10 protein-coding genes are annotated in these 12,723 nt (G+C 61.0%); 3 read left to right on the top strand and 7 right to left on the bottom strand.

All coding sequences use genetic code 11. The features are described from left to right. Positions 1–36 precede the first annotated feature (36 nt). The 6 genes from GKC28_RS20660 to GKC28_RS20635 all read right to left on the bottom strand — a co-directional run bounded on the left by GKC28_RS20660 (position 37) and on the right by GKC28_RS20635 (position 7,609). The gene (locus GKC28_RS20660; RefSeq protein ID WP_174148886.1) at positions 37–2,208 is read right to left on the bottom strand and encodes a ParB/RepB/Spo0J family partition protein; all 2,172 of its coding nucleotides are present in this window, start codon (positions 2,206–2,208) and stop codon (positions 37–39) included. A 163-nt stretch (positions 2,209–2,371) separates the two neighbouring features. Beyond that, a complete protein-coding gene (gene fahA, locus GKC28_RS20655; protein ID WP_174148885.1) occupies positions 2,372–3,616 on the bottom strand; it encodes a fumarylacetoacetase in 1,245 nt (414 codons plus the stop codon). Positions 3,617–3,631: 15 nt separating this feature from the next. Continuing rightward, positions 3,632–4,276, bottom strand: coding sequence for a maleylacetoacetate isomerase (gene maiA / locus GKC28_RS20650; protein ID WP_174148884.1), 645 nt, complete (start codon positions 4,274–4,276; stop codon positions 3,632–3,634). Positions 4,277–4,380: 104 nt separating this feature from the next. After that, on the bottom strand, positions 4,381–5,736 hold the full coding sequence (gene hmgA, locus GKC28_RS20645; RefSeq protein ID WP_174148883.1) for a homogentisate 1,2-dioxygenase: 1,356 nt from the start codon (positions 5,734–5,736) through the stop codon (positions 4,381–4,383). Continuing rightward, positions 5,733–5,981 carry a DUF2783 domain-containing protein gene (locus tag GKC28_RS20640; RefSeq protein ID WP_174148882.1) on the bottom strand — a complete coding sequence of 83 codons (249 nt, stop codon included), beginning with the start codon at positions 5,979–5,981 and terminating at the stop codon, positions 5,733–5,735. The genes hmgA and GKC28_RS20640 overlap by 4 nt, the downstream gene beginning before the upstream one ends. Then, a complete protein-coding gene (locus GKC28_RS20635; protein ID WP_174148881.1) occupies positions 5,978–7,609 on the bottom strand; it encodes an FAD-dependent monooxygenase in 1,632 nt (543 codons plus the stop codon). Before GKC28_RS20635 ends, GKC28_RS20640 begins: the two co-directional genes overlap by 4 nt. 274 nt (positions 7,610–7,883) lie before the next feature. Between GKC28_RS20635 and GKC28_RS20630 the strand changes: the two genes are divergently transcribed. The 3 genes from GKC28_RS20630 to GKC28_RS20620 are packed head-to-tail and all read left to right on the top strand — an operon-like array spanning position 7,884 to position 10,911. Then, the gene (locus GKC28_RS20630; RefSeq protein ID WP_174148880.1) at positions 7,884–8,825 is read left to right on the top strand and encodes a tripartite tricarboxylate transporter substrate-binding protein; all 942 of its coding nucleotides are present in this window, start codon (positions 7,884–7,886) and stop codon (positions 8,823–8,825) included. A 56-nt stretch (positions 8,826–8,881) separates the two neighbouring features. Next, entirely contained in the window at positions 8,882–9,421 is a 540-nt protein-coding gene (locus GKC28_RS20625; RefSeq protein ID WP_174148879.1) for a tripartite tricarboxylate transporter TctB family protein, read from the top strand. Positions 9,422–9,429: 8 nt separating this feature from the next. After that, positions 9,430–10,911: a tripartite tricarboxylate transporter permease gene (locus GKC28_RS20620; protein WP_174148878.1), complete on the top strand. Its 1,482-nt coding sequence runs from the start codon at positions 9,430–9,432 to the stop codon at positions 10,909–10,911. Positions 10,912–10,998: 87 nt separating this feature from the next. Here the strand turns inward: GKC28_RS20620 and GKC28_RS26910 are convergent, their stop codons facing one another. After that, positions 10,999–12,717: a PEP-utilizing enzyme gene (locus GKC28_RS26910; RefSeq protein WP_174148877.1), complete on the bottom strand. Its 1,719-nt coding sequence runs from the start codon at positions 12,715–12,717 to the stop codon at positions 10,999–11,001. Positions 12,718–12,723: the final 6 nt, after the last annotated feature.

The raw sequence follows: 12,723 nt of genomic DNA, 5'->3' as shown, positions 1-12,723 counted from the left end.
AAGCTCATGTCGTGATCGGATGCAGAAACCTGTCCGTCAGGCTGCTTCCCCGCTGAGGAAGGCGGGCAAGGACGATGGTTCATCACTCTCCGCCTCGGCCAGAGCGTCTGCGGCGGGCACGGCGCCTTCCTCCGCCTCGGGCGTATCGCCAATCATTTTGGCGTCGGCCTCCGTCACACCGGCAAACACCATTCCTTCGGGCAGCCAGCGCGTTGTCCTGGCGACCGTGGCCGCGTCGAAACCTTCCGTCTCGTCGGCCGTTTCCGCGAACCCCCGCTCCATGGCCGCGGCGATATCGCCTTTGCGCTCGCGATTGCGTTCCTCGGCGTAATCGTCGCCGATCAGTTTGCGCGCCGTGGCCACTGCATGCCCCTTGTTGACGCGACCCCAGTAATTCTGCGCGGTCGGGCGCCAGCAGGCCGCCACATCGACGTCAAGCCGCGCGCCAATCTCCTCGATGATCGGGGAGGGGCGATTGTCGGAGGAAAGCTGGGGTTTGACCGCCAGACACGTCGCCCACGCGAAAAGCGCCTGCTTGTCCGCCAAAGGCAGCGCTGACATCGCCCGGAAGTCTCCGGGCTTCTCCAGCTTCATCCAGTCGGTGGCGAGGTCCTGTTCCAGTGCCTCGAGCATCTTCTGGGCGACAGTTTCCCCATGCAGCACCTCGCGGTTCTGCGCCTGGAAGGGCCGGATCGAGATGTCTAGCGCCTCGTTGTTGTAGGACCGCCCCAAGGCCTGCTCGCAGAGCGCGTAGAGCATCGCATCGAAAGCCACCTCGAAATCCGCCGCCAGATGTGCCCTGAGGATGTGCTGACGCGTCGCGCGCAGATCGTCGGCGAGGCTCGCCGAAATCCCATCCGCCTTGCGCAGTGTCGCAGCCGGGTCGGAGGTCGGCATCGGCGTCGAGGAGGTCGGCGGCGTCACCTGCGGCCGGGCAGGGGAGGGGGCGCCATTCGCATCTGCGGTGGTCTCTTCGGGCTCGGGCGCGGCTGGAATATCCTCGGGCCGCACGAGGCCCTTCTCGACGCGCAACACCCCGTCATGGCCGATGGTCAGAACGACACCAGCAATGGCGCGATCTTCGTCAGCATAGGGCTGCCGCTCACGCTGCAGGGCCTCGATTTCGCGCAGGCGCGGCTCGATGGCGTAGTATTCTTCCGTCTCCGCCTCAGACCGGTCTTCACCGTCATTCTGCGCCGCCAGGTCTTCCTCCCGCGCGATGAGACGTTCCTCTTCGGCCAGCAGGTCCGGATCAGGCTCGATGTCCTGCGGATAGACCCGCCCGCAACTGCGAAACGCGCCGTAGTCCACCGAGAGATGCACCTCGAGCCATTTCCACGTCCCCTCGAAGGTCTTGGCCGCAGCCTGCAGCTTCTCGATGGCGAGGCGCTCGAGGAGCTCGGGGTTTTCCATATGGGCGCTGTCGCGGTCATCGAAGAGGTCGCGCAATAGAACGCCACCCGCCGCTTCATAGGCCTCGATGCCGACAAACCGTCCCAAGGACGAGTTCGCCGAATGCGCGGTCTCGGTCAGTTGGCGTTTGATGCTCTGCGGATGGATGTGATAACCGCTCTTCACCGCATTCCATACCGCCAGTTGGCGGTCATGGTCGTCGGTCAGCGTGAAGGCCATCACGCATTCGAGGGTCAGATCACCGGCACGAAACTGCTCGATGATTTCGGGTGCGACACGGGCGAGTTTGAGGCGACGGCGCACCAGGTCGACGGAGACGCCAAACTTCAGCGCGATCTCGTCTTCGCTGCGGCGCTCAGCGATCATCTTGTCGAAAGCCTCGAACTGGTCGGCGGGGTGCATCGCCGCGCGCTGGAGGTTTTCCGTGGCGGAGGTGAGGATGGCGTTGCTCTCATCCTCGACGAGGCATGGCACCGGGTGATCCGCGGGGATGATGCCGTCCTCAGCGAGCTGCTTCAACGCCTTGAGGCGACGGCCGCCAGCATCGACAGCAAAACGTGTTTCAGACAGCGCATGCACCACCAGGTTCTGCTTGATGCCTGTCTCGCGAATGCTGGCGAGAAGCTCGGCGTCATCGCTGGCGCTCGCGGCCACCTTGCGGACGTTCAGAGGGCTCTGCTCCAGCTGCTCGAGCGGGATCAGGCGGATTTCGGCGGCGCCCTCAGGCGCGGCCGATCCAGTCGCTTCGGTCTTCTTTGAGGTGGAGGGTTTCGGTCGGGTCGTGGTCTTGGCCATGGTCAGGATCCTTGTCACGCCGGACCCGGAAGAGACTCTCTCTCTATCCTTTCAAGCCCGGCACCCGGGCTTCCCTTTCTCTGGCTTTCTCAAATCAACGAATTAACTTCATGCCTCAGATCGACGAGTAAAGCATGGTGCTTTCGATAGTCCAATTGCTAATTCAAGGGACGTTTTTGGCCGACAAGATTTTTCCAGCACATTCCCCGAAGCCTATAATGTAGTCCTCGCCTGCAGCTTTTCCTCGCAAGGTCAAAGTATCATTGTCTTCGATAAAGCAACGCGTTCCACCCGTATCCAGCGTTAGCGGTTCCTTCCCGCCCCAACTCAGTTCAAGTAGCGACCCGCGATTGCCTTTTTCGGGTCCTGAAATCGTTCCGGAACCTAGCAGGTCACCAACGCGCATTGGACATCCGCTGGTCGTATGATGGGCAAGTTGCTGCGCGGCTGAGTAGTACATCTCGCGATAATTGGTCTGCGAGATGATGGTTTCCTGTCCATCCTCGGGTGTCAGGCCCACCTCCAGCATAATGTCGTAGAGCATCGGTGCCGGTTCTGCCAAGTACGGGAGTAGGGGCTTTTCCCGCTCCGGTGTGGGCACGCGGAATGGCTCCAGTGCCGCGGCGGTGATGATCCAAGGGCTGATGGTCGTTGCCGTTGCCTTGGATTGGAACGGACCAAGGGGCTGGTATTCCCAAGCCTGGATATCCCGCGCGGACCAGTCGTTCAACAGCACGTAACCGAAGATATTCTCAAAGGCCTGCGCGACACTGATCGGCCCCTCGGAAGGTTGTCCGACAATGGCGCCAATCTCAAGCTCGATATCGAACCGTTGAGACGGGCCGAAACGCGGAGCTTCATCGTCCGGGCCTTTCAATTGGCCATGCGGTCGCTGAATGGGGGTACCCGACACGACGACGGAAGATGCGCGACCATTGTACCCGATGGGAATATGCAGCCAGTTGGGCGGCAGCGCGTTCTCCCGTCCGCGAAACATCGTGCCGACGTTGAAAGCGTGGTGGCGGCCGGCATAGAAATCAGTGAATTCTGTCACTGTAAAGGGCATGTGCAAATCGGCGTTCTTCATCGGAACAAGGTATTGCTCCAGACTGTCCGCAGCCTCCGCGCCCTCCTTCAACAGTGAGATCAATTCGCTGCGGAGACGGTTCCAATCGTCCCGGCCCAGTGCCATGAACCCGTTCCAGGCTCCGGTAAGCAGCGTTCCGCCGAAATTGATGATGCGCGCGGATTCAAGAGCGTGCAGGTCCAGGACGAAATCGCCGATAGCTGTTCCGCAACGGACAGGGCCGCCGTCAACAGAAAAAGCCCCGTAGGGCAAGTTGTTCAGGGGAAAGCCGCAGGTCTTGGAGTTTGCGCTTTCAACCCAGGAGCGGAGCAATCGGGTCATGGTCGTTATCCTCAATTAAGGCGCGTCGGGCTGGTTTTCTGGGCGCGCGTGGTCGAATGCCGCAAGGTCGAGACACCGCCGCTCGATCTCGGTCAGGCGTTCGAACGGGGAAAGGTCTGTGCCCCAGCGATGCGCGTTGTAGAGTTGCGGCACCAGGCAAATGTCGGCGAGCCCGGGCGTTTCGCCAAAGCAGAACGGCGTATCGTCACGGATCAGCGCCTGGATCGCAGCAAAGCCCTGTGCCATCCAGGCGTTCATCCAGTCCACGACTTCGTCCTGACTGTGTCCCATGGTCTTCAGCTTCCTGCCGACCTTCAGGTTGTTGACGGGATGGATATCGCAAGCAACCACGAAGGCTGCCGCTCGCACCTTGGCTGCGGCAACAGGATCCTTCGGCACCAGAGCCGGATCGGGGGCTATTTGATCGAGATAGTCCAATATGGCCATCGATTGGGTCAGGACGGTACTGTCCGCCAGCACGAGTGACGGCACGCCGCCGATGGGATTCAGCTGTAGGTATTCAGGTGTCGTCTGCTGGTCTGACACAAGGTCTATGGGCCGGAGGTCGTATCCGATCCCCTTGATATTCAGAGCAATGCGAACCCGGTAGGATGTCGTTGATCGCCAGTAGGAATAGAGATGCACACGGCCGTCAGACATGGCTCTTCACCCATTCGCCAGGGCAAGATGGCGAGACGGGCAAGGGAGAGCCTGGCCCAATAGCAAGCCCTCCTTTGCAGCTTGTCGGTAAAGCTCCACCCGGGTCATTTTCGACCCGGGGTTCCGTCGAACTTTTTCTCCAGGCTTTCCCAGCAGTCGATGTAGTCGTCCTGAAGCGGTGCGCCGGTCGCGGCGAATTCTGTCAGGTGCTGCGGGAAGCGCGTCTCGAACATGAAGGACATGGTGTTTTCGAGTTTGTCCGGCCCGAGGTTGGAGTTCGACGCGCCTTCAAAGGCATCCCTGTCCGGCCCATGCGGCAGCATCATGTTGTGAAGGCTCATGCCACCCGGGACGAAGCCCTGCGGCTTGGCGTCATACTGGCCGTAGATATTGCCCATCAGCTCGGACATGATGTTCTTGTGATACCAGGGCGGGCGGAAGGTATCTTCCGCGACCATCCAGCGCTCCCGGAACAGCACGAAGTCGATATTGGCGGTGCCGGGCTGGCCGGAAGGCGCGGTCAGTACGGTGAAGATCGACGGGTCCGGATGGTCGAAGAGGATTGCGCCGACCGGGCAATAGTTGCGCAGATCGTACTTGTAGGGCGCGTAGTTTCCGTGCCAGGCCACGACATCGAGCGGCGAGTGGTCGATCTTCGTCGTATGGAACTGGCCGCACCATTTGACGGTAACGGTCGACGGCGCGTCGCGGTCCTCGAAGGCGGCTACGGGGGCCTTGAAGTCGCGCGGATTGGCCATGCAGTTCGCGCCGATCGGGCCGCGGCCAGGAAGCTCGAACTTCTGGCCATAATTCTCGCAGACGAAGCCGCGCGCAGGGCCCTCGAGTACCTCGACCCGATAGACCAGACCGCGCGGGATGATCGCGATTTCCTTGGGTTCCAGGTCGATGATGCCCAACTCGGTCGCAAAGCGGAGCCGGCCTTCCTGCGGCACGACAAGAAGCTCGCTGTCCGCAGAGAAGAAATAGTCGTCAACCATGGATTCGGTGACAAGATAGACATGGCTGGCCATGCCGATCTGGGTATTCACATCGCCTGCCGTGGTCATGGTGCGCATGCCAGTCAGCCATGTCAGCGGCTCTTTGGCCATCGGTACGGGATCCCAGCGATACTGGCCCAGAGACACGACGTTCGGGTCCACGTTAGGCGCAGTTTTCCAGTACGGCAGGTCGATCTTCTCGTAGCGGTGCGAATGCTTCACCGACGGGCGGATTCGGTAGCACCACGTGCGCTCGGGCGGATTGGCCGTGAAGGCCGTGCCGGAAAGCTGCTCGCCATAAAGCCCGTATTCGCATTTTTGCGGGCTGTTCATGCCCTGCGGCAACGCGCCGAGCAGTGCCTCGGTTTCAAAGTCATTGCCAAATCCGGGCATGTATCCGGCAGTCGTTCCGACAGGCGTGGAGGCGCTGATCATCTTTTGTTCGGCGGCAGGCTTGTTCATTTCTGTTCTCCAGCAGTCGACGGGTTCCGGTGATGACTGCCCGCGTCGGCAGTGCCGGGCGCGGTATCTTCGGTCAGTGAGGCGGATGCATCGGTGACGCACTTCAGGGCGCGCCGGTGGTCTCCGATCTCATTGGCCAGAAGCAGTGCAAGCTTGGCCAAGTAGAGCTCGGCGTTCGCAGGCCCCACCTTGTCGATCTGCGTCGCAATCGCCTCGTATACGGCCTCGATGTCCCTGTCGGTCATTGACGCGCTCCTTTCTGAAAGGTCACGGCGCGGTAGGCATCCACCACGGTTGCGGCATCGGCGCTTTTCCAGCGGCCGGCAACATGTCCGTCGGGGCGGATCAGATAGGAGCTTCCGGGCTCAGCACCATAGGTTTCAGCGACCGGCGAGGGGCAGGGCAGGGCGACGATGGTTATGTCGTCTGCGTCGGAAAACGATGCGCCGAGCTGCCCGGCGAGGTCGTCGCCAAAGCAGAGTACTGTGAAGCCGGAACCCAGCTTCTCCGACAGGAACCCGCCATCAACCGCGGTTTCCTGAAAAACTGCTCCGATGGTCGGGCCGGTGTCGAACTGCCCGGTGCCGGGCATAACCGCCGGGCTGTCGCTGTAGGTATAGGCAGTCATTTGCCGCGGGTTTGCCAGGGCGCCGGCAAAGGGGTGATCGAGGGCAAGCGACAGGGCCGCATCCCGCATCAGCCGCCATCCATGCGAGTTGGGCGTCATGAAACGGGCGCTTTTCGAGGCATTGGCGAAAACGTCCAGAGTGGCGCCGCGCCGCTCGGGCGAGTAGCTGTCGAGAAGCGCCTCCCCGGCCTTTCCGTTCAGAACCCAACCAAGTTTCCAGCCAATGTTCGCGGCGTCGGCCAGCCCGTTGTTCAATCCGCGAACGCCGAAGATCGGAACGATGTGGGCGCTGTCGCCAACAAAGAACACCCGGCCGTCGCGGTAATCGTCGAGGGCTAGGGTGTTGGCCGAATAGACGCTCCACCATTCCAGCTCCCAGCGGCCCTTGTGGCCAATTTCATCCAGTACCGCCTGGACGCTGTCGCGCACGGTGCTTTCCCGGATCGCGTCCTCGGTCGTTTCATGGTCTTCGAGCTGGTAGTCGATCCGCCAGATGTTGTCGGGCTGGCGATGGATCAGCACCGTTCCGCCGGGCCGGCAGGCAGGATCGAAGAGCGCGCGGCGGATGGTTGGATAGTCGTGATCCATCTGCACATCGGCTATGACATACCGGCCCTCGAAATTCTCTCCCTGAAGGCGGAGGCCACGTTTGGAGCGAATGCCGCTGCGGGCGCCATCGCAGGCGAGAACCCACTCGGCCTCGACCGTATAGTCACCTTCCGGGTCTTTGATCGTCAGGCGTACCCCACTTTCGGAGTCCTCGATCCCCTCGACCGAGCTTTGCCAGCGGGTTTCGATCAGATCGCTGGCGGCGACAGCCTGCCAGAGGAACGCCTCGATGAACTGCTGTTGGAGGTTGTACATGGGACGAAACTTCTCGTCCTCGCTGTCGGGCATGTGGAATTCGAGGATCTGCCTGCCGCGAAAGAACGACCGGCCCGTGGTCCAGCCTAACGCTTTCTCGATAAAGGGTGCGGCAATCCCGAGGCTTTCGAGGATGTAATAGCTCGGCCGCGCGACGCAGATCGCCCTGCTGCCGTCGTTGAAGGTCGATTTGTTGTCGAAGATGATGGAAGGAATGCCTTCCTTCGCGAGGGCCAGCGCGGCTGTCATGCCAACCGGACCCGCCCCGACGATGGCAACCCTAGCCTGCGTTCCGGCGTCGCGGACGGCTTTCTCAGGTGCCGTGAAATGGGGGTATTTGAAGTATAGCGAGTCAGTTTCGCTGCGTCCTTCGGGTCTCAAACCGGTCTCCTCCGTTCACTCCACTCGACCATAAGCCAAACTAAGCCGAACACCACCGAAGGTCTGTCACCCGGAACAGGTGACGGACTCTGTTGATTTCAGCTGCTAGGTCTAAGCGAGACGTCGGATCGTGAAGGCTGGTCGCATTAGACATGCCGTCGTACCTGCTCGATCACCGGCGAGGATGGTACGTTCACTGTGGCAGCGCTTCAGACCTACTTTGAGCAATGATCGATCCATCTCGATGAGGAACTATCAAACGGGGAAACAAGCAATGTTCAATACCGCCGTAAGGCCGCTAGTAGCAGCAATCGGACTCTTAGCTGCAGCCGCTCCCGCTTTCGCGGAATATCCTGAGAAGCCGGTTGAGTTTGTAGTGCCATGGCCACCGGGAGATCTGGAGGACGTCCTGACGCGATTGATCGCTGACGAGTTTCAGGCGGAATACGGAGTGCCAGCAGCGGTTGTGAACAAGCCCGGCGGTGGCGGTGGGCCGTTCCCCGGCGCTGTCGCGGTCGCGAACGAACCAGCTGACGGCTATACCGTCGGCTCCTTCATCATTGCTGTTCCGGTCGTCGGACCTGAGATTGGCATTCCCGAACTGAACCCCAGCCCGTTCGAGCCGCTCGGCAATTTTCTGACTTATCCCTTTGTCATCGCCGCCAATGCTGATGCGCCCTACGACGACATAGACGGGCTGGCCGCCTACGCCAAAGAAAACGACGTCGCGCTCGGCCATTTCGGCGCCCCGCTAATCCCGACCCAGGTAACAATGGCGCTGGCCGCCGTTAAAGGCTTCTCCTTCAGCTCGGACGCGGCCTTTGACGCGCTTGACTGCAATACGCTGGCCTCAGGCGATGTCGATGTCATCAACACGACGTTGCAGCTGATCCTGCCCTGCATGAACGAAGTCAAGATCCTCGCCTCGATAGGCGGCGAACGGATCGGCCTGACGCCAGACGTGCCGACGGTAGCGGAACTTGCTCCGGCGCTGGACATCGCCCTCTGGAACGGTCTCTTCGTGCACAAGAACGTTTCTGCCGAGGCGCGCGAGAAGATCATTGCGGTGGCAAAGCGGGTCGTTATGTCTGACGCGGCCCAGGAAATCGCGGCCCAGACCGGCGCTCTTATCTACTGGCAGGACGCCGATGCCGTGACCGAGCAGATTGAAAAAGACATCAAGACCCTGAGCAAGATTTCCGAAATTCTCGAATAACCTGAAAAGGAAATCGGGGCCTCTTCGGAGGCCCTGTCGTCAATGAGGCCCTTGGTATGACCCGGTTTCAGAACCTGCAGTCGCTTCTGCGGCGCGACCGCCACGCGGGCGACCTTGTCTTTGCCGTCGTCGCACTGGCGGTTTCACTGTTCCTGCTGTCGCGGCTTKGCACTCAGGTTAAATGGAGTGCAGGGAAGGGCCTTTTGGCGCAGCCGGGATTCTGGACAGCGGTCGGTTTGATCGGCATGTGCGGCTTTTCGCTGATGCATGTGATCGGCGGGCTCTGCTCGCCGCGCAACTTGGGCCGGTGGTCCGAGGTCGCTTTCTGGATCCGCGCTGGCGAGTTCGTTCTATGGTTCGCACTCTATGTCGTGATGGTTCCACTGCTGGGTTACCTGCCCGCCACCATCCTGGCCATGATCGCGCTGACCTGGCGGAGCGGTTACCGATCCTGGAAGTTCCTGACCACTGCAGCCCTCAGCGCATTCGTCGTTGTCGTGGTCTTCAAGTCCATCCTGGCGGTGAAGATCCCGGGCGGCGCCCTCTATGAATTCCTGCCCTCCGGCCTTCGCAAGTTCATGCTGATCAACTTCTGAGCGCGCCCATGGATCTTTTCCTCTCGGCAGTCGAACTCTTGATGAGATGGGACGTCCTTATCGCACTGTTGATCGGTTCGGTCGGCGGTGTCGTAATCGGCGCCATTCCCGGCGTTGGCCCGGCCGTGGCCATCGCCATCCTTCTTCCCGCGACTTTCGCGCTGGAGCCAATCGTCGGTCTGATCATGCTGCTGGGCATCTATGGATCGTCAATGTACGGTGGAGCGTTGCCGGCCATCCTGATCAACACACCGGGTACGGCGGTCAACGTACTGACCACCTACGATGGTTACCCAATCGCAAAAAATGGAGAGCCCGCGCGCGCGCTGGCCCTTGCCTATGCCGCATCGTTTTGGGGCGGGTGCTTCGGCATCCTCTGCCTGCTATTGCTCTCTCCCGTCCTCGCCAAGATCGCGCCCATGTTCGGCAGCCGCGAGATCTTTCTGGCCGCGCTGCTGGGCATCGTGCTTGTTGTGGTTGCACATCGCGGGCAGGTCTTCGCCGCGGGTTTCCTCGCTTGTTTCGGCATCTTTCTGAACACCGTCGGGCTCGACCCCGTCAGCTACACCCAGCGTTACAGCTTTGGACAGACATGGCTCACATCTGGCGTCAACTTGATTGTCGTGGTGCTTGGCCTCTTTGCGCTGAGTCAAGCATTTCTGCTGCTGACCGAATGCGACAGAAGCCCGGAAGCCCACCCAGTCAAGACCAATGTCGCGAAGGGCTTGGGCGAAATCCTGGGCCACAAACGTGTCGCGACGGTCGCGTCGGGGTTCGGCGTGTTAATGGGCATCATCCCTGGTGTGGGAGAGTTTACCGCGCAGTTCATGTCCTACACCTATGCCCGCAACACCTCGAAGGCACCCGAAGCCTTCGGGCGCGGCTCGCCGGAGGGACTGATCGCGTCAGAAGCAGCGAACAATGCGGTTCCGGCGGCGGCGATGATCCCACTTCTGGCACTGGGCATACCGGGCGAGGCGCTGACTGCGATGATGCTGTCAGTCTTCTATGTCCACAACGTCATTCCCGGTCCTCAGCTTTTCCAAAACGAGATGGATTTCGTCTTGGCGCTCTACATCGCGCTCTTGCTGTTGAACCTGATCGTTCTGGCCTTCCTGATCTTTTCAACGAACGTGCTGATCAAGACCATCCGGATTCCGACGCGTTTTCTGGGTGCCCTGATCCTGATCCTCTCATTCGTGGGAGTCTACAGTCTGCGCAACTCGACCGCCGATTGCCTGGTCGCCGCCGCCTTCGGAATGCTCGGACTGATCCTGAAAAGGTTGCGCCTGCCCGTGGTTCCGATCATTCTTGGCATGGTTCTTGGCGGGATCATGGAAGTGAAACTGCGTAGCGCCATGGCGCGGGTCAAGACGCCACTCGACATGATCGACAGACCGATCGCGGCAATCCTTTTTGTGCTGATCATGATGGTGATCCTTTTGCATATCCGCACCGTCTGGAGGGAACACCACGAAAAGGCGGAATAATCCGCTCTCCCGGAGAGATTATGCAAGGTAAGGGCTGTGGCAATGTTCCCGCCGCGGCGTTGGTTCCGAAGCGACCGGTCGAGACAGTCAGGCCAGCCGCACGATCCCCTTATCTCCATCGACGATGACATCGTCACCGTTCTTGAATGTCGTGGTCGCGGTCGCCAGCGCCACGATGCAGGGCAGGCGATATTCGCGGCTGACGATGGCAGCGTGCGACAGCGTGCCGCCCTGATCGGTCAGGCAAGCCGAGATCCGCGTGAAGGTCGCCGTCCAGCTTGGCGAGGTGCCTTCGCAGACCAGCACGTCCCCGGCCTCGACAAGGTGAAGCTCAGCCGCATTGCGGACGATTCGGACCTTGCCGCGGGCTTTGCCGGGCGAGGCGACGACGCCTTTCAGTTCCTTGCCTTGACCGGGGCTGGCGAGCCGCGCGAGGAAGTCCTCGCTCATGCCATCCAACTCGGTCAGGATGGGGTCGACAAACTTTTCAGGCGGTTTGCCGATGAATTTTGGCATCCGTTCGCGCATGCCCTTCCAGCGCTGATAATAGTCCTTCCGTTCGGAGACGACCGCGCTGAAGTCTCGCCAGGACTTCGCGCCCGTTGTGATTTGGCGCAGCTCGGGCAGAAACAGAAAGYAGGTGTCTTCGGGGTCCGCCAGGTCCAGGGCACGCCCGATGGCAAGGGCCGCGCGGCGCAGCGGGATGCCCGTGCGCTGGTCGATGTAGAAGTTGTGATCCTCGTTCCACCAGACGAAGGAGGCGGCGCGATTTGCCGCAAGCGCCTTCTCGAACTCGCGGCGCTCCGGTGTCGAGAGTCTGCTGCGGGCGGTCTCGATGGCAAGTTCGCTTTGCTCGGCGGCCCTGGCCAGCTTGGCCTTCAGATCGAACCTCCGACCGGACGTCAGATTCTGTCGAATATGCCCGAACAGCGGTGTCGGATCCTCGATCCATGGCGCAGAGAGCGGATCGCCGATGATCTCTGTTCGCCAGCCCCATTCGTCCAGAAATCCGTCGATCTCGCGGCCCAGGCCCCGCTCTGCCAGCGATCCGCTGGATAGCCCGGCCCTGATTGCGGCGGCGTCGAGCGATCCGCTGGTAAAGCGGCGCTCCGCCCCGGCGGCCCGGACCGCATCTGCCAGGCGCCAGATGGCGGCATCCCCTTCGCTGATCTTGGTTCCGCGCCCGCCGAACATCTGCCCGGCCAGGTCCTTGTCTATAGAGAGCCTCTCGCACAGCTGATAGAACCCGGCGTGGTTGAGCAGCATCAGGTACATCAGCTCGAAATGCCGTTCCCAGGTCCAGCGCATGTAATGCACCGTGTCAGTCAGGTAGGCCCCGAGCTCGGCGAGCGACCGGCCATCGAGTTTCGTCATTTCGATCACCTGCGCCGACTTTAGCAGCATCGCCTTTTCCCGATCCCAGATCGTATCGAAATTGGCGATGAAATCGGGCATCCGCTGCGAGAACCGCATGTCGCGCGACCGGAATGCGAAGGTCGACTCGTTCGGTCGCTCGGTGCCATAGACCGAGGTGCCGACCAGTCGGTTGTCATACCCGTCCGCAGGAGGCAGCGGTGCGTGCTGCGCGGCATATTGGTTCGCCCATGTCAGGCAAAGCTCGACATAGGTCAGCCCGAGCGGGCAAAAGCCGTTCGGCCAGCGGTATTCCAGCAGCCAGAACCGCTCGAGGTCTTCGGGTGTCAGCCTGCGGGCCGGGCCGAAGAACACGTTCGAGCCGATCAGATCGTCGGTGAAACCGGGATAGCCCTTGTCCGCAAGCAGGTCTTGTTCGGTGAAGGTTGTCACTGTTTT

Origin of the sequence: Leisingera sp. ANG59, assembly GCF_013317235.1 — a bacterium.
In the GTDB taxonomy this organism is placed as follows: domain Bacteria; phylum Pseudomonadota; class Alphaproteobacteria; order Rhodobacterales; family Rhodobacteraceae; genus Leisingera.
Note: the sequence above shows the minus strand (reverse complement) of the source record. Positions and strands in the feature narration are given on the sequence as shown.